The sequence below is a fragment of the Aminicella lysinilytica genome, from assembly GCF_004362975.1.
Lineage (GTDB): Bacteria > Bacillota > Clostridia > Peptostreptococcales > Anaerovoracaceae > Aminicella > Aminicella lysinilytica.
In genome coordinates this window covers 18,051-35,627 of the sequence record NZ_SNXO01000025.1, presented here as the reverse complement: position 1 = coordinate 35,627, position 17,577 = coordinate 18,051, and the positions used below count along the sequence as shown (strand labels likewise).

Below are 17,577 nucleotides of genomic sequence, written 5' to 3'. Positions count from 1 at the left end.
AGAGGTTCAAAGCGGTTTCACGCTGCTCCTTTGAATACATTTTATAGCTCCTTTCGGAACCCTAATAGAGTCCAGGTTTTTGTCCGCACCCCCCTTTGATAGTGTCAAGTTGTTGTTGGTAATTTAGGTTGACAGCTTCTGTGGCTTTGGTATTTTCTACGATAGCGTGACATTCTGTAACTGTCCAAGGCTCTTTAGGACCTGCTGAGTTCCGCTCCCCGTATCGAATATGCTTTGTATCTTCGCATCGATTATACTCCAGTCCAGTTTCTCGTTCATCTTGCCGGACAGACACATTTCCATCAGGTCTGCATATGTATTATCACTTGTAGCTCCAAAATCACTACCCTTGATATTTCCACCATTCATAATATATACTCTCTGGCTGCTAAGTGATCCGAGGCCTTCCTTGCTCCATCCAAGTGGCTCTCTGCTAAATCTAGATGATAACACGTGGCTTATCTGCCCCTCTGTGCAGCTTCCGGGGATGTCCTCTGTCTTACGGAGTACCGCGGCATCCCAGTGGCCTAATATGTATTTCGTCACTTTTTTCACTATTTCTTCTTTCCGGGTATCTCCATCAGATTTATCAAGCAGCGACTGAAATATTTTATCTGCTTTTCCTTTGTCATTTGCTTTTATCGCATTGGTTATGCGATAGTGTGTGTTTGAATTTGGGAATAGCCTTACCAATTTCATAATATACTTTTCAAGATGGAATCCATCCAATACTTCTACTTTCTGTTTCATCTCTGACAATCCGCTTTTTATCCAGCTTCCACCATCAGCATGCAGGTATATCTTTTCCAGGTAGTCCATATCATAGGCCGACCGCAGGTATCCCTCAACACTATTCCATAGTCGTTTGCTGTTGAACTCATGATCCACGAAACGCATCGGGCATATCGTTTTATTGCGTCCACTTGCAACAGCTTTAGTCCCCTCCGTCACTACCGCAAGAGGGTTTATCTGGAGCTTTTTACCTTTTGCCTTCTTTGGCTTCTGCAGATGGGCATGGTCTTCATCAGCATAAATATGGAGTTCCTTTACCTGCTTCAGCTCGCCCCTCGCCGGATACTCAAGTGGCCCCATCTTCAGTATCTTGTTACGCACTGTCTGACGGCTCACAGTTCCACCGGTCACTATCCGACTGCTCTGCGCATATGAATTTTCTGTAGCTTCACTTACCAGCCTGGCTCCAATATTTCTGCCCACTCTGTCATACGCGTCTACCCCTATCAGCCGGTCCATTATGCAGGTATGTTTGCCTGTTTCATGTACAAGATAACAATCTCTGGCATAATGGATCTCTCCGATCTCTGTCAGATATGACCTTGGCCTGTCTTTACTGTGAATCGTCAATCCATTTTCCTTACGCAGTTTCCGGTCGTCTCTTATCGACTCATTGAGTTCCTTCAAAGCCGCTTCAGTCATTTTTTTGCAGAACTCGTTGCTTACTTTTTGAAGATCCGTTGTCAGATCATCCAGACTGCTTAATTCAGCACTAAATGTGACTTCCTGAACTTTCTTAATGAAATTTTCTGTGATTTGGTATATACTGTTAGGCATAGAGATCATTCCTTTCTGTTGTTTGTTTGTTTAGAATTCTATTTTAACACAGAAACTGATCTCTATTCTATTATCTATATTACCAACAACTATTTTACACTATCGTTGCCTTTGTTGTCCCACGAATTTTTCCATTACGATATGCAGCAGAACTGGTCCACGGACGAGCCGGTTTCCTATGAAGAGGAGAGCGCGCAGTGGTACAGCCTGCTGGGCCTGCGCTACAAGGTCATGGACAGATTGCTGGCCGGCGCCACCCACGGAACTTTCACCAGCACCGATGAGAATATTTCGGATTATGTGAAAGTGACAGCGGCTCTGAAGGCGGCGTCCCCGAAAATGTTCCGCAAACTCATGAACATCGAGACCGCGGAGGGCACGGCTCAGTACATGAGCACACTGGCGTCCCGCGTTGCCAAGAGCCCGGATTACACATTCATCAGCGACGGGCGCTCGGACAAAACCAACTTCTCATGGTGTTTCAGTTATATGTCCACGCACATCGACCGCGTGGCCGACATCCGCTGGCTCTGCTACGATGTGGGAGCGGTAATCTGTTTCACGCTCAATGACGCGGAAGGCGGCACCGACTGGCAGAAGACCCTGAATTCAAGGGAATACAAGACCCTCAACGATGCGGTCACAGCCTATTACGACTCGAATATCGGCGCCGCCAGATACGACTCCCTTTCCGAGATCAAAGCCAAGTACGGCTTCCCCACCATCCAGAAGGAGGCCAAAACTATATATTCTAAGTTGAATTAACGGAGGATCGCTATGTTTGAATTGATTCAGGTGGCCGACAACAGCTACTACATCCAGAGCCCGGCCAAGATCGGCCTGGTAAAATTGAATGATGCCGATGTTTGTCTCATCGACGCAGGCAACGACAAGGATGCCGGCCGTAAGGTGCGACAGATTCTGGACACAAAAGGCTGGCATCTGAAGGCTATTTATAACACTCATTCTAATGCTGACCATATCGGCGGAAACCAGTATTTACAAAGGCAGACCGGCTGCAAAATCTATGCTCCGGGGATCGACTGTGATTTCACGCGGCATCCGATTCTGGAAACCAGTTTCCTCTACGGCGGTTATCCGCCAAAGGATCTGCGCCATAAATTCCTCATGGCCAAGGAAAGCGACGCCGAGTATCTGACAGATGAGGTTTTGCCGGAGGGCTTTCAATCGATTCCGTTGCCCGGGCACTTTTTCGATATGGTGGGCTTCAGGGATGGCGATGATGTGGTCTATCTGGCCGATTGCCTTTCCAGCCGTGAGACTCTGGAGAAATATCAGATCGGCTTCATCTATGATGTGGCCGCATACCTGGAAACCCTGGAAATGGTGAAAACACTGGAGGCCAGACTTTTTGTGCCTGCCCACGCCGAGGCTACAGAGAACATAGCGCCTCTGGCACAGTTCAACATCGATAAAGTCAACGAGATCGCCTCGAAAATTGTCGAATTTTGTCGGGCACCCATTTGCTTCGAGCAAATCCTACAGAAAGTGTTCAACGAGTACGGCCTGGTTATGGATTTCGAGCAATATGTCCTCGTCGGCAGCACTGTCCGCTCATACCTTTCGTGGCTTAAGGACACCGGCAGCCTGGATGTGGAATTCGCCGATGGTATGTTGCTCTGGCGCGCTGTGTAGGACAGCGTTCCAACTATCAGACGCCGCCTTCCGAGCACCCGGCGGCACGCCCTTGGCGCCGCCTTCCGAGCACCTTGAAGCGCACCTTCTTGTTGTCATTTGGTAGCATAAGTGCGCTCGCGCACGTATAGGCCTGTATTTAGGGATGGAGGTGCGTTCTAGAGATTCTCAAATTGATTTACGCACTTATCAGTGATTCTCAGAGGATGGAGGTGCGCATATTGGAATTCCAATGATTTGCCGCGCACGTATAGGCTGCTTTAGAGACCTGGAAGTGCGTTTTCTGTCTGATACGATTCCATATAATCCCAATCAAGGTAGTTATAACCAGCAACGCGCACCTCGAGCTCTTTGAATGGTTCAATAAGTGCGATTTTGGTTTACAATAAAAAATAATTCGCACTATCATCATAAATATTTGACCAATACGTGCGCAGGAGGAGATTTGGCCCAATTTAGATTCAGGGAGAAGTATGGTGAAGTCAATGTTAATTACTAATCGCCTAATGACGATTAGTATCAGCGCTATTACAATCTGTAACAGTCCAGTTCATCCCAACCCGGCGCCTGCGGGCCTGAGCCTTTTGGGTGGGCTCGCCCGCGGATCCGGGATGGATCTGTTGTGAGTTTCTATTTATCTGCGGACGCCATTGGCAGCCATAATAAGTTCTTTGCTGACTCTTACACCCTGCAATGCCGGGAGAATCTGAGTTTCAATTATTTTGTTGAGGATTGAACTGCTGATAGTCCCGTCGGAATCATCCATAGTCAGAATCAGATCTGCGCCAAGCACGAGTCCGCTTTTTTGGAAAACATGCAGTTTCCAAACGTTGCGCTCACAGTATTTGAGGTCTGATAACAATCCAAGATGTTCCCAGATATAGAAGACATCTGCGGGCAGAAAAATACGGAAATCGGTGTAAATCTTACGGCCACCTTCTTTATGGACGAACTCTTCCTCATAATGGAAAGGAATTCCGTAAGCTGTAAATGTGTTGCACGTGATTTGCTCTGATTTGGAGCGAACCATGATTCCGCAGTCGGTTTCGTGAATATGGTACCTCGGATCAAAGGGCGCCTTACTGTAGGGCTCCAACATGCGCCGCTCGACGTTTTGTTGCCTGAGCATAAGCGCCGCGTCCTGGTATTTCTTTGGGCACGACTTCAAAACCTCGCTCGGATCCACGTCAGAAAATTCCTTTTGCAGCAGTTCCATATATTTAACATTATTCTTAGCCCTGATCAGAATCTTTCTCTTTATCATTTTGTTGACCAATTTTGCAATAAGATCTCGTTGGCCGGTAATGTTCAATTGGCTGGAAGTGCCGTTCTGATTGTGGTGGACCCAGTAATATGTTTTCCCTTTCCGTCTTGATCGTATGAGCAAGTGCCCATCCGGCGCGTCGTCCAGTATTTTCGGGTAAGTGGTCGTCATTTTCTTCTGCCTGAGTAGTTCGAAGTGCAGTGCATCAGCAAATCCCATAAGTCCTCCTCTGTTCTTCCAGGTTTTCCTGGGAATTCTCTTCCAGGTTTTCCTGCAAATTCTAATTGGCAATAACTGGTAATTGTAATCATGCCACAGATGAGCGGCTTTGTCAACCAATAAATGTAAATTAATTACAAAATATACCATAATTCTACCGCGCCATCGTCTGGCGGGTCTGGAGGTTAAGGTTTTCTGAACTGTATTATAATTTGCCGCGCACCTTCCTGTTGCCATTTGGTCGTATAAGTGCGAGCGCGCACGTCTAGCCCTGTATCGAGGAACAAAGGTGCACTTAGCGGGTTTCCAAATTGATTTACGCACTTATCAGTGGCCCTCAGGGCATGGAGGTGCGCGTATTGGAATTTCAACGATTGGTCACGCACGGATAGGCCGTTTCAGAGGAGGAATAGTGCGATTAAGATCCGATATACTACCATAAAATACCAAGTATGGGTTATATAACTATTGACGCGCACCTCGACCCCTTTGATTGAGTCAATAAGTGCGATTTTGGTTTACAATAAAGAAAAATCCGCACTATGGGCTTTGATATTTGCCTGATACGTGCGCAGAGGCTATTCAGCTCAGTAACCATCCACTACGGCGGCTTCGATTCCACTGCGGTGGCTTCGATTCCAACCAAAATTTCGTTGACTTTACCACTGTGATAGTATAAGATTATATCACGAGTGATTTCGGGGATATAGCTCAGCTGGGAGAGCGTTTGGATGGCATCCAAAAGGTCAGGGGTTCGAGCCCCCTTATCTCCACCACACATAGAAGCTGCCTGATGGGGACGATCCCCGCCAGGCAGTTTTTTCATCTGAGGAATCGGAAAAGCGCAGAGAATCGGAATGGCGCAGAGGAGGGAAATGCTGTGTTGATCAGAAAAGCAAATAAGGCAGATCTGCAGGGGATAGTGGATCTGTATTCGGACGTGCACACGGCTGAGGAGCAGGGCAGGCTGACTACCGGCTGGGTCAGAGAGATATACCCGGTTGCAGCCACTGCAGAAGAGGCTTTGAGCCGGGATGATATTTTTGTTGAAGAGGAAGATGGGAAAATCGTCGGCACCTGCATCATCAACCAGACCCAGCTGGGCGCCTACGCCGAGGGCGACTGGCAGTACGACGCGGAGCCCGAAGAAGTAATGGTTTTGCACACGCTGGCCATAGAACCTTTTGTTATGCACAAAGGCTACGGCAGGCGGTTCATGGAGTTTTTCGAAGAGTACGCCGCGGGCCGGGGCTGCCGGTATCTGCGCATCGACACCAACGAGCGGAACGCCGGGGCAAGGGCATTTTACAAAAGGCTGGGCTACGCTGAGGTGGGCGTGTTCCCATGGGATCTGGGCGGCATACCCGGCGTCAGGCTGGTGCTGCTGGAGAAACGGATTTGACAGAAGTGCGCAAGGATGTAAAGTGTCCTTGCGTTTTTTATTTGCTAAGTTATTGACAATATAGGATATAACATATATTATAGTAAGAAAGGATTTCAAATGAAAAACTTTGATGTAGAGGTTAAGGTGTAGTAATATGACAGCAAAATTTGATGATTTCCTGCAGGAACAGTTGCAAAATCCGGAATTCAGTGAGGAATATAATAATCTTCAACCGGAGCGTGCTATTATTCAGGCAATTATAGATGCACGGAGAACTTCCGGACTGACGCAGAAAGAATTGTCGACAGTCACCGGGATCGCGCAAGGTGACATCAGCAAGTTGGAGCATGGAAACGGAAACCCATCTGTCCGTACATTGAAGCGACTTGCTCAGGGTATGGGCATGACTTTGAGGATAGAGTTTTTGCCTGATGCCACAGAATCGGCAGAAAAGTAACCGGGAAAGAGGGGATCGTAATGAGGAATTTTTACATAGCTGACATGCACCTTGGGCATGCCAATATCATAGGCTTTGACCACCGCCAATTCGCAGATGTGGAGGATATGGATAGGACCCTAATTGACAACTGGAACGCCGCTGTGGAGGAAAAGGATAATATTTACATTTTGGGGGGATCTCATATGGGATGAAGAGGAAAAATGGCCAGAGATATTGCAAAGACTCAGTGGTAACAAGATTCTTATCCGCGGAAATCACGATCCCAAGAATTTCAGCCAAGAGACAAAAAAACATTTTCTGAACATTTTTGACCCGGCAAAGGATTTCCCAAATCCGCCGGGTATTTTTATCCATTGTTGCCACCATTATTTCTGCGCCGCCGCAGTGCAGTGTGATATAATTGAAGCAAGGAGCGTCGATCGCAGAGGCCGACGCGAAGTTGAAGCAAGAAGCGCCGACCGCAGAGACCGACGCTGAATTGAAGCGGAATCGTGAGAATCACGAGAGCAATCAGTAACTTTAGCAGGGAGGTTTACTATGTCTTATTCACCGTCTTTAAGTTCGGGTTACCAATGGACCCGCAACAACAGCAAATATATCATGGCTTCGTCGGGCATGTGCTCTATGTGCACAGAGGACTGCAAGTCAGTATGCGAATTGGGATTGGCAGCCGTCCTCGGCAAGAGGACAGTTTATCCTACGACTACGGGAGCTAACCAGATCGCTTCCGAGAAAGTATATCCCTTCGATTATTCACATTTTAATATAAACGGAAGAGTTTTCGGCGCCCAGGGCGCGGCCCCTACATATGAGGACGCCGAGATATATAATGTGAAACTGGGCGTGGAGTACGGGACGATCAATCCGGTGAAAATGGCCCTTCCTGTTATATTGCCGGCCCTCATCAAGCTGGACTGGCACGACTATTTCAGCGGCGCCGCTATGGCGGGCGTTACATGCATGGTCGGCGAGGATTCCAAGAGCAAGGATCCGAACCTGCGCATGGAAAAGGGAAAAGTCGTAGATTTCCCTTTGATGGGCGAGATACTGGATTGCTTCAGGAAGTATTATCGCGGTTACGGCCAGATCGTGCCGCAGTGCAATGTTGACGACGACATGGTCGGCGTGCCTGAGATCGCCATTACCAAATACGGAGCCGAGGCCCTGGAATTCAAGTTCGGTCAGTCGGCCAAGGGCACCCAGCCGGTCAACAGACTGAAGGACCTGAAAGAAGCCCAGGCAAAGGCAAAGATGGGCAGCATCGTCCGCCCGGATCCTTTTGCGCAGGAAACCCTGGATGCTCACGAGAAAGGCGTTTGCCCTAACTTTTACATGTACGGCAGGCTGCCCCAGTGGGACGAAGAATTCTTTGCGAAGCGGCTGGCGGAGTTGCGCAGGCTGGGCCTGAAAAACGTGTATTTCAAAATGGCCGGCTTCGACCCGTCAGACATAGAGAGAGTTTTGCGCATCGCATCGGCGAACAAAGTAGACATGGTCACCTTCGACGGCGCAGGCGGCGGCAGTGGCTACAGCCCGTGCAAAATGATCAATGAGTGGTGCCTGCCGACGGTTTCCCTGGAGGGCAAGCTGGTGGAAATTGTCGGAAAACTGGAGGCGGAAGGCTGCCAGCTTCCTGCCATAATCATAACGGGCGGATTCGCGTCGGAGGATGGCGTGTTCAAAGCCCTGGCTATGGGCAGCGGCAAGGTCACGGGCGTGGGTCTTTGCAGGGCTTCCATGGCTGCGGCCATGAGCGCCGACAACATCGGGAAGGCCATCAAGGCCGGCAATGTTCCCGACAGATTCAAGGACTACGGAACGACAATAAACGACATTTTCGGAGACCTGCCGGATCTTTGCGCCATTTACGGAACTGAGGCCAGAGATTTCGCCCCGGGCGCCATCGGCGTATTCTCGTACCTGAACAAAATCGGCTTCGGGCTCCAGCATTTCGGCGCCCTGAACCGGAAATTCGACATTAAATATTTCGATAAGACCGACCTGATCCCGCTGACACCTGAGGCCAGGGACCTGATCGCGCGAATATAGGAGGATTACACATGAAAATAGTTTTAATGGAGCCCCTGGGCGTGTCCGAGGACATGCTGGCCGGTTTTGCGGCTGAACTCATAAACCAGGGCCACAAATTCACTGCTTACGACACGGTGACCACGGATGTGGACGAGCTGATCAAGCGCGCAGACGACGCTGAAGTTCTGATGATCGCCAACCATCCGCTGCCCGGCGCAGTCATCGAGGCCGACAAGAACCTGAAGATGATTTCGGTAGCCTTTGTTGGCATCGACCACGTGGACACTGAGGCGTGCAAAAACCGCGGCGTGGCGATTTACAACACGGGCGGATATTGTGATGACGCAGTTGCGGAGCTGGCCCTGGGCCTGACTTTGGACTGCCTGAGAAATATAACAAAATGCAACGCGGCTGTGCAGGCTTGCGAGGGCAAAGGTTCTCTGGCGGGCCACGAGCTGGCGGGCCGCAGGGTTGGCATTGTCGGCACGGGAGCCATCGGCTGCCGTACCGCGGAATTGTTCAAAGCTTTCAAATGTAATCTCATAGGCTACAGCCGCAGTGAGCGTGCTGCCGCCAAGTCTCTGGGCATCAAGTACATGCCGCTGGATCAGCTGATGAAGGAAGCGGATATCGTTTCTGTTCATACGCCGCTGACGGCTGATACCAAGGGGCTCATCGGTTCCAAGGAAGTCGGAGAAATGAAGCAGGGCGCAATTCTGATCAACACTTCCCGCGGACCGGTCGTGGATACGGAAGCATTGGCCGCAGCCCTGAAGGCCGGAAAGATTTTCGCAGGCATCGATGTCTACGAGAAGGATCCGCCGCTGGCCGCAGATCATCCGCTTATCGGAGCGCCCGGACTGGTCTGCACTCCACATGTTGGCTTCGACACCCGCGAGTCCATCGACCGCAGGGCCGCCATGGTTTTCGAGAATATAGGATTGTGGAAGAGAGGTAGCAAAACCAGGAAGATGCTGTAGAAGAAGCGTGGGCCTCGGCCCGCCGCAGAAATCGCAATGTAAAACGCCGTCCGGATGGGCGGCGTTTTTACTGCTCTTATTTCGTTGGCACGTGCTATTTATCTGGCACTCTTATTTCGCAGGCACGTGCTATTTCGCTGGCGCGCTTGTTTCGCTGGCACGTGCTATTTCTCTGGCGCGTGCTATTTCGCTGGCGCGCCCGTAACTATTGCAATAGAAGCGCTGGCACCGATACGGTCTGCGCCGGCTTCAATCAAAGCCGCGGCCGTGGCATAATCATGGATGCCGCCGCTGGCTTTTATTTTGCACTGGTCGCCAACTGCCTGGCGCATGAGTCTGACGTCTGCAACTGTGGCGCCGCCAGTGGAAAATCCCGTGGAAGTTTTAACAAAATCCACCTGGGCCTCGACAGCCAGTTTACAGGCTTTGACGATTTCCGCGTCGCTCAGGAGGCAGGTTTCCAGGATGACTTTCAGGATGGCGTCGTTGTCGTAGACCATGGAGGCCACTGTGGCCATGTCGTCGAGGACGGCCTCGTAGTCGCCGGCTTTCATGGCGCCGATATTCATGACCATGTCGATTTCGTCGGCACCCTTGGCGCAGGCGGTGTCAGCCTCGTAGGCTTTGGCGCTGGTTTCCACGGCGCCCAAAGGGAAGCCTACTACGCAGGCGACTTTCACCGGGCTGTTTTCGAGCTGGGCTGCTGCCAGCTCCACATTGCATGAGTTGACGCAGACGGAATAGAAATTGTATTTCCGTGCTTCGTCACAAAGCTTCTTTATATCGTCCGGCGTCGCGTCGGCTTTTAACAAAGTGTGGTCGATGTATCTGTTTATATTCTTGATCTCTTTCATGATGATCCTCCCTTTTGATATGGAACTATTATACCACACTTGGCCTGCCGGGCAAACAGGTTGCTGGGCCGGCGGATTTGCTGGGATGGCGGATTTGCTGGCCGGAGGTGTTTTGCTGGGCCGGCGGATTTGCTGGCCGGAGATGTTTTGCTGGGCTGGCGGATTTGCTGGCCAGACATGTTTTCCGACAAAACGCCATATTTCGGCTCTCCAGGCAGAACTCGCGCACGGTTTGGAGGTTTTCAAGAGCAAATGTTGCGGAGTTAGTTGATTCGATGAGGAAATGAGCTTATAGAAATGATGATTTGCCCTCATGAACAACAATTATATGGTAAATATACCATATAATGGATTAGATTTATGACCTTTCTGTGGAAAGTTCTTTTTTTGGAGGCCTGAAACCGGGTTTTGTTGGAAAACATGTCTGCGGGCGGCGGCCAGCTCCGGAAATGTCTGCGGCGGCCAGCTCCGGAAATGTCTGCGGCGGCCAGCTCCGGAAATGTCTGCGGGGGCCAGTTCCGGAACTGCCCCCGGCGCCTGGCCGCCAGATCACCGTAAAATGCAAAGGGCTGTAGCAATTGCAATTGCTACAGCCTTTTTTCTGGAAGGATATATTGTAGGTAAATCAGAAAGCCGACGGCCTTCAACTATATGCCATATTATCCGAACATTTTCATCGCTAGTTCGATGAAGCTCCAGGCCAGTTTGCAGCCGTAGAACATTATGATAATTCCGCAGACCACATTGACCACGCGGAGCATTTTGTCGGTGATTTTTGTGCTCAGAAGGGAGACGACCGTTGACAGGCCGAGCCACCAGCACATAGACGCGATCGACACGCCGATGATGAACAAAGTACCCTTTGCGCCCGGGAGGGACGCGCGGAAAGCGCCGAGCATCATGGAGCCGTCGATGAGGGCCTGTGGGTTGAACCAGGTCACGACGCAGGCCTGCGCGATGACCTTCAGAATGGGGATGTCGACTTTGGTGCTGGTGTCCATGGTGTCATGGGCGCGGACGAGGCTGATGCCCATGAGGATCACGATGATGGAGCCGACGCCCAGGACGATGAGCTCAAGCCACAAAGAGGCTTTCATGATTGCGCCAACGCCGAAGAAGCACGCCACGGCCAGGGTGATGTCGAAAAACATAACTATAAATGCTGTCGCGTAGACGCGGCGGCGGCGCTGGGTCATGGCCGTGTTGATGACGAACATGTTCTGCACGCCGATGGGCGCTACGTATGCAAAGCCCAGCATGAGTCCTTGAATAAAAAATGCCATATAATCTCCTTGATTCTGCTATTATGCCGAAAATAGTCGAATGCGGTCGACATTTGCCGGCGCCGGACGAAGATTTTCTGCGATTTGTTGAAATATTTTGTCAATGGTAACAAAAAGTTCTTTACTCTTTATTTATTACCTAGTATTATTATAGCAGAGGTATGAATTACCGCAATACTGTTTTTTTTATTACCAGGTAAGGAGGAGATTACCATGATAGAGACTCATTACAGCTGCCCGTGTATGGAGCAGTGTCCGCTGAATCGGGCCATGCAGCTCATCGGCGGCAAGTGGAAAATGCAGATCATCTGCTCTCTGAACAACGGAGGAAGCATCCGCTACAACCATCTGAAACAAAGGCTTGACGGGATTTCGAACACGGTTCTGGCCAAGGCTCTGAAGGAGCTGGAGGAGTGCGGCCTGGTGACGCGCCACGAGTTTATGGAGGTGCCGGCCCGGGTGGAGTATCGCACGACCAAGGCCTGCGACGACCTGATCCCGATACTGGACAGCCTCAGCGACTGGTGCGAGAAATACGAGATGAAGGAATAGAATAAAAGGCAGCGCGGCTAAGGCGGTGGCTGGCCGCCGGTCGCCAATCGAATCTAAGTAGAATTTCTAAACGCAAGAATTGCCCCAATAATAGGGGCAATGTGGCGGATCTGGGATTTGCATTTGCGGGCACCAAGTCCATATGAGCTCTTGCCTCAGGACTGGGGTATATATCAGCCAATTGCCCGACAGAAACCAATGATATGTTCCAGATATTTGCGGGCACCAAGTCCATATGAGCTCTTGCCTCAGGACTGGGGTAGATATCAGCCAATTGCCCGACAGAAACCAACAGCCTCCAGTTTTCTAACAATGCCATATATTTTAAATGCAAACTGTACTCTTGGAAATCACATCAAATAAGTATACAGTAGCGAAATTACCGCGATTGTACCCATATTATACTTGAAAATATGCAACTATTTGCCCATTTAAATATGGGCAATATTACTGTAGAATTGAAGGCGTAACCAAGTCAGCCGCTACGCGCCAGCGCAGTTAATCAAGTTAATTGCAGCGCAGCTAACCAATGCAATATGTATAAAGAAAGAGGTAATCAACCATGGCATCACAGACTATGAACAAATCACGTTCGTCTACGCAGACACTCGTAATCGACGCACTTTTTATCGCACTCACCCTGGCGGCGACCATGTTTATCAACATCAGACTTCCATTCATGGGAAACGGGGGACTGATACATTTGGGCAACGTCCCTTTGTTCATCGCCGCTATAGTATACGGCAGGAAAACCGGCGCCCTGGCAGGCGCCTTCGGTATGGGGCTTTTCGACCTGATGTCCGGATGGACAGCATGGGCTCCGTTCACTTTCGTTATCGTTGGCGCCATGGGCTATGTGTGCGGTCTGATCACAGAGAAGATGACCTGCCGCCCAGCAATTGCAAACGTCACCGGAATCACCGCAGCTTTGATCATCAAGATAACAGGCTACTATTTCGCGGAGGTCATACTGTATCATAACTGGGTAGCGCCCCTGGGCTCGATCCCGGGCAATGTCACCCAGGTGGTGGTAGCGGCAGTGGTGGTCCTCCCCATAGTCGGTCGCCTGAAGGCCATGGCAACCAGAAATTCGTACCGGTAACAAGGTTATCGGAACTGCAGGCGGTTATTGAAAAGCAACAAAGTTATCGGAACTGCAGGCGGTTATTGAAAAGCAACAAAGTTATCGGAACTGCAGAAAAAGGAGATGCAATATGTACCAGACTATGACGCCGGGCCCTACTAACGTCCGGGAAAATGTAAGAATGGCAAGGAGCTTGCCGACAACTAATCCGGATCTCGATGAAGGTTTTTTCGATTTCTACAGGGAAACCTGCCGTAAACTTTCCAGACTCATGCACACGGAAAACCAGGCCTACATCCTGGGCGGCGAAGGCATCCTGGGACTGGAGACCGCCTGCGCGACCCTGACCGAGCCCGGCGACCGGGTCCTGGTCATTGAAAACGGCGTATTCGGCCGAGGCTTTGCTGATTTTGTCAGAATGTACGGGGGCGACGTGGTCGAATTTTCGTCGGCCCTGGAACGGCCCGTCCCCGTGGCCGAGCTGAAGGCATTTCTGGAGAGCGACTCGGACTTCAAATACGCCACGGTCGTACACTGCGACACGCCCAGCGGCGTTCTCAACGACATACAATCCATCTGCACCCTGCTGGCAGAATATGGCATTCTGACGGTGGTCGACTCCGTGGCCGGCATGTTCGGCGAGTACGTAAACGTGAACAAAAGCCACATTGACGTGCTCCTTGGTGGGTCACAAAAGGCTCTCTCTGCGCCTCCGGGTCTGACGATGATGTGGGTCAGCAATCACGCCATGACCGTAATGGAAAACCGGAAAACGCCAGTGGCATCATTTTATGCAAACCTTTTGAACTTTAAAGATTATTACGAGCACAAAGAATTTCCTTACACTATGTCTATCAGTGACATCTACGGCCTGAACGTCGCTATAGATAATGTCCTGGCGGATAAAGATATTCTGGACCGTCACGCCCGCATCGCCCACGCCACCAGGGTCGCCGTCACAGCCGCCGGCCTGTCTTTGTTCCTGGAGAGTGGTCATTCCAACACTGTCACCGTGGTGGTTGTGCCGGAGGGCATAAAGGATGAGGAAATCATAGAAACTATGAAGGCCGATCACAATATTCTCATCGCAGGAAGCTTTGATGTCATGGCCGGGAAGGTCATCAGGCTCGGGCACATGGGAGAGAATGCCAGGGTAGATGCCATGACGGGACTGCTTGCCGCCCTTGGCGAGACTCTGAAAAAACTTGGCTTTCCAGTCGCTTGCCCCATGGACCAGGCATTCCTGAAAGATTTACTCTAGAACAAAACGCAGGCCACGGCCTTCCATTATATGCTTTACTGCCATCCGGATCCTCAGTTATCTGCTTTACAGCCATCCGGATCCTCAGTGAATTCACCAACAGACTCAGATGGTGTTAGGGGTGTTTGGGGGTGTTTAGGGTGTTTGACAATCGCTATAATATGGGAAAGTTTGAAAACAATAGCCATAAATTCAAAAAGCCAAATAGTACTGGCTCAGACGTCAATGACTACAAGCCGGTGGACCGCCTTGCCAGTTTTCTCGGCCCTGATCTCCACAAAAACACGGATAATGTCCAAAAAAACGGCCATTACCCCTAACCCCTATTGCCAATTCTTTTCCTAGGTGCTACGATAATCTCGATGAATGAGTTATCGGTTATTGTCATGCAGATATTGATCAGCATTGGGGTTGCGGACTTGCACCCGGCTGCTGATAATCAGAGGAGGAACATAATGAAAGCAATATTCAGATCCATAGCCATTGTAATGGCCCTGGCCGTTGCCATCACCATGAGCATCTTTTTAGTCAGCACAGCGTCGGCCGCCGCTGCTTCCACCAAGCCTGGGAAGCCCGCCATCACAGCCCTGACCGATTCGTCCACCAGCATAGTCATCGAGTGGAATAAGGTCAAGCGCGCCAAGGGCTACCAGATCTACCGCAAGCTGGGCACCGCCGGCACATACAAGAAGGTTAAGACTATCAAAAGCTCTGGCACCAGATACTGGAAGGACACCAAGGTCACCGACATCGGCATCGAGTATTACTACAAAGTCAGAGCCTACAGCAAGGTCAGAAGTAAGACTGTCTATGGCAGCTTCAGCAAGAGCGATTACGCCCTCGCCACCGATAAACCCTTCTATTATGCGGGATTTTTGTTCCAGGGCGACCGCTACGAGGAGCCGGTCATCGGCGTTGAAGTCGATAATTACACCACCCACCCAATGACCATCGACGACTTCGGCCTCTTCGTCATGGATTACACGGCCTTTGTGGAAAACGATGAGGATACATATAACGTATGCTACCTGGATGCGGACACCACCATCAAAGCCGGCTGCTATGACTATCTTTACTACGACCAAGGCGACTATGTAGTGGATTTTGATGACTACTATTCGGTCATGATCGCCGGCATGTATTACCGCGGTCATGAGTACGACTTCGACATCAACAATCACGCGGACAGCACGCCGACCATCGTCACATCGCCGTCAAGGTCAGCCGCCATGAAGAGCCGGGCCCTCTCTTTGTACAAAACTTCCAGCCATGCAGGCGCGGCCGCCGGGTCAGCGGTGAAATCCAGGGCGAAATAACTCAGCCAAGCCAATACTCCAATTGCGATATTGAATATAGAAGCGAGGTGACTACCATGACCTACGAAGAAGCCTACAACCAGCTGAACGCAATGCAGAGAAGCAGCATAGCCATTGCCGTCTGCTACGAGGAGCCGAACCCCATAGAGGGTGAAGCCGCTCAGGCATTCTACGATGCGCTGAGCAAGCGGGACGATCAGTATTCAATGATGGAGCAGATGGAATTCGAGCTCAGCCAGGAGATCCTGGCGCAGACTGACGAAGAATACGCTAAATTCCTAGGCGTCGAGTATGTTCCACCTGAAGAAGAGGAGGGTTCCAAATGATCTACACCCAATTAACCAGAATGGCTATGCAGATAGCATATCATGTCCACGCCGGTCAAAAAGACAAGAGCGGGGTTCCATATATCTATCACCCCATTCATCTGGCCGAGCAGATGGAGGATGAGGACACCACCTGCGTTGCCCTTCTCCACGATTCTGTGGAGGACTCGTATATCACTATCGGAGAGCTGGAGCAGATTTTCCCCCGCCAGATCACCGAGGCCATCGCCCTTATGACCCACCATAAATCCACTGATTACCTAGATTATGTCAGGAACCTGAAGGACAATCCTATCGCTCGTACCGTCAAGCTGGCCGACCTTGCCCACAATCTTGATGAGAGCCGGCTCCTGGGCTGTGTTGATGAGGATGAGGAAGCAAAGGCTCTGCGCCGGGCTAAATATCTGAAGGCCGTGGATATCCTGTCTGCCCGGGGTTGATCCCCTCGCACAAAAGGTAACCTGGCCGCCCCGGGGCCTACGGCCCGGCGTTTCTTCCCCCAAATGTGTTGTTGTTTCAAATATATGTGAGTTAATTAGTTAGAAAAGAGAGGCAAAGAATGAATTGTAAAAATTGTGGAACTGAATTAAAAGATGGGATAGCGTTTTGCCCATCATGCGGTGCTAAGATTGAAAGTGCCTTTGCACAAGAGAACACTTCAACAAATGATAGTAAAATCGATTATTCGCAAAGAGTGTTTTCACCTGGAACTTCGACTGGTAATAAAACAGGAACAAAGGACACTCTGGGTTTAGTGGCCAGCATAGTAGCTATAGTATTCGGCGTAGGTATGTTGTTTTATGGGTTTTCATTTAATGCGATGACATTTGGCGCGGACTTTTACACATATACCTATGAAGGAATCCAGAAGATATTCCAAGCTATCTGTTTCAGCACAGGAGGCATATTGCTCTCTGGCGGATTGATGGCATTAGATCATTATTTGAAGAAGGGTAATAAGTAGAGGAGGCAGAAATGTATTGTAGTAATTGCGGTAAAGAAATCGAATCGGATTCCAGGTTTTGTCCATATTGTGGGAACCAGGTAAATGGTGGAACTGCTCAGTCGGATAGTGCTTCCACACAGTACTATAATCCTAATCAGTATAACAGTAACGCAGGCAGTGATTATGATCAGAGCAGCACAGGTCTGAATATCTTGTCATGCCTGATACCACTTGTGGGATTTATCTTGTTCTTAGTTTATCATTCCAACGAACCTATCAAAGCCAAAGCCTGCGGAAAGTGGGCTCTGATAGGCTTCGCTGTTGCATTGGTGCTTATGCTGCTCCTCTGATAATCGCCAAAAATAAAGTCCGAAAAATAGGACAATTATCTT

The 17,577-nt window shown here is 50.1% G+C and carries 19 protein-coding genes and 1 tRNA gene; 16 read left to right on the top strand and 4 right to left on the bottom strand.

The genetic code is table 11. The annotated features are described in order from the left end of the window. Positions 1 to 156: 156 nt before the first annotated feature. The gene (locus EV211_RS07425) at positions 157 to 1,569 is read right to left on the bottom strand and encodes an ISLre2 family transposase (RefSeq protein WP_166635409.1); all 1,413 of its coding nucleotides are present in this window, start codon (positions 1,567 to 1,569) and stop codon (positions 157 to 159) included. 18 nt (positions 1,570 to 1,587) lie between these two features. Here EV211_RS07425 and EV211_RS07420 point away from each other — a divergent pair, with 18 nt between their 5' ends. Then, complete coding sequence (locus EV211_RS07420; protein ID WP_133528794.1) at positions 1,588 to 2,334, top strand: hypothetical protein; 747 nt, start codon at positions 1,588 to 1,590, stop codon at positions 2,332 to 2,334. A gap of 12 nt (positions 2,335 to 2,346) precedes the next feature. Beyond that, positions 2,347 to 3,225 carry an MBL fold metallo-hydrolase gene (locus tag EV211_RS07415; protein ID WP_133528793.1) on the top strand — a complete coding sequence of 293 codons (879 nt, stop codon included), beginning with the start codon at positions 2,347 to 2,349 and terminating at the stop codon, positions 3,223 to 3,225. A 634-nt stretch (positions 3,226 to 3,859) separates the two neighbouring features. Here EV211_RS07415 and EV211_RS07410 read toward each other — a convergent pair. Continuing rightward, positions 3,860 to 4,708 (bottom strand): hypothetical protein, encoded by an 849-nt coding sequence (locus EV211_RS07410; protein WP_133528792.1) that lies wholly within the window; start codon positions 4,706 to 4,708, stop codon positions 3,860 to 3,862. A gap of 700 nt (positions 4,709 to 5,408) precedes the next feature. Between EV211_RS07410 and EV211_RS07405 the strand changes: the two genes are divergently transcribed. From EV211_RS07405 to EV211_RS07385, 6 genes are all read left to right on the top strand, one after another. After that, positions 5,409 to 5,484, top strand: a tRNA-Ala gene (locus tag EV211_RS07405). A gap of 104 nt (positions 5,485 to 5,588) precedes the next feature. Continuing rightward, entirely contained in the window at positions 5,589 to 6,110 is a 522-nt protein-coding gene (locus EV211_RS07400) for a GNAT family N-acetyltransferase (protein ID WP_166635408.1), read from the top strand. Positions 6,111 to 6,246: 136 nt separating this feature from the next. Then, the gene (locus EV211_RS07395; RefSeq protein WP_133528790.1) at positions 6,247 to 6,549 is read left to right on the top strand and encodes a helix-turn-helix domain-containing protein; all 303 of its coding nucleotides are present in this window, start codon (positions 6,247 to 6,249) and stop codon (positions 6,547 to 6,549) included. 20 nt (positions 6,550 to 6,569) lie between these two features. Then, positions 6,570 to 6,743, top strand: a complete 174-nt coding sequence (locus EV211_RS10740; protein WP_166635407.1) for a metallophosphoesterase family protein — start codon at positions 6,570 to 6,572, stop codon at positions 6,741 to 6,743. A 346-nt stretch (positions 6,744 to 7,089) separates the two neighbouring features. Continuing rightward, on the top strand, positions 7,090 to 8,601 hold the full coding sequence (locus EV211_RS07390) for a glutamate synthase-related protein (RefSeq protein WP_133528789.1): 1,512 nt from the start codon (positions 7,090 to 7,092) through the stop codon (positions 8,599 to 8,601). 11 nt (positions 8,602 to 8,612) lie between these two features. Continuing rightward, entirely contained in the window at positions 8,613 to 9,563 is a 951-nt protein-coding gene (locus EV211_RS07385) for an NAD(P)-dependent oxidoreductase (RefSeq protein WP_133528788.1), read from the top strand. 182 nt (positions 9,564 to 9,745) lie between these two features. Here EV211_RS07385 and deoC read toward each other — a convergent pair whose 3' ends face one another. Together deoC and EV211_RS07375 are read right to left on the bottom strand one after the other, a co-directional pair. After that, complete coding sequence (gene deoC / locus EV211_RS07380; protein ID WP_133528787.1) at positions 9,746 to 10,417, bottom strand: deoxyribose-phosphate aldolase; 672 nt, start codon at positions 10,415 to 10,417, stop codon at positions 9,746 to 9,748. A gap of 659 nt (positions 10,418 to 11,076) precedes the next feature. Then, the gene (locus EV211_RS07375) at positions 11,077 to 11,700 is read right to left on the bottom strand and encodes a LysE/ArgO family amino acid transporter (RefSeq protein WP_133528786.1); all 624 of its coding nucleotides are present in this window, start codon (positions 11,698 to 11,700) and stop codon (positions 11,077 to 11,079) included. Between the two features lie 213 nt (positions 11,701 to 11,913). Between EV211_RS07375 and EV211_RS07370 the strand changes: the two genes are divergently transcribed. The 8 genes from EV211_RS07370 to EV211_RS07335 all read left to right on the top strand — a co-directional run bounded on the left by EV211_RS07370 (position 11,914) and on the right by EV211_RS07335 (position 17,535). Further along, positions 11,914 to 12,252 (top strand): winged helix-turn-helix transcriptional regulator, encoded by a 339-nt coding sequence (locus tag EV211_RS07370; protein ID WP_133528785.1) that lies wholly within the window; start codon positions 11,914 to 11,916, stop codon positions 12,250 to 12,252. 562 nt (positions 12,253 to 12,814) lie between these two features. Then, the gene (locus EV211_RS07365; protein WP_133528784.1) at positions 12,815 to 13,354 is read left to right on the top strand and encodes an ECF transporter S component; all 540 of its coding nucleotides are present in this window, start codon (positions 12,815 to 12,817) and stop codon (positions 13,352 to 13,354) included. A gap of 112 nt (positions 13,355 to 13,466) precedes the next feature. Further along, positions 13,467 to 14,597, top strand: coding sequence for a pyridoxal-phosphate-dependent aminotransferase family protein (locus EV211_RS07360; protein ID WP_133528783.1), 1,131 nt, complete (start codon positions 13,467 to 13,469; stop codon positions 14,595 to 14,597). A 455-nt stretch (positions 14,598 to 15,052) separates the two neighbouring features. Then, entirely contained in the window at positions 15,053 to 15,913 is an 861-nt protein-coding gene (locus tag EV211_RS07355; protein WP_133528782.1) for a fibronectin type III domain-containing protein, read from the top strand. A gap of 56 nt (positions 15,914 to 15,969) precedes the next feature. Next, entirely contained in the window at positions 15,970 to 16,239 is a 270-nt protein-coding gene (locus EV211_RS07350) for a hypothetical protein (RefSeq protein ID WP_133528781.1), read from the top strand. After that, on the top strand, positions 16,236 to 16,679 hold the full coding sequence (locus tag EV211_RS07345) for an HD domain-containing protein (RefSeq protein ID WP_133528780.1): 444 nt from the start codon (positions 16,236 to 16,238) through the stop codon (positions 16,677 to 16,679). Before EV211_RS07350 ends, EV211_RS07345 begins: the two co-directional genes overlap by 4 nt. 119 nt (positions 16,680 to 16,798) lie before the next feature. Continuing rightward, positions 16,799 to 17,203, top strand: coding sequence for a zinc-ribbon domain-containing protein (locus EV211_RS07340; protein ID WP_133528779.1), 405 nt, complete (start codon positions 16,799 to 16,801; stop codon positions 17,201 to 17,203). Positions 17,204 to 17,214: 11 nt separating this feature from the next. Next, positions 17,215 to 17,535, top strand: coding sequence for a zinc-ribbon domain-containing protein (locus tag EV211_RS07335; protein ID WP_133528778.1), 321 nt, complete (start codon positions 17,215 to 17,217; stop codon positions 17,533 to 17,535). Positions 17,536 to 17,577: the final 42 nt, after the last annotated feature.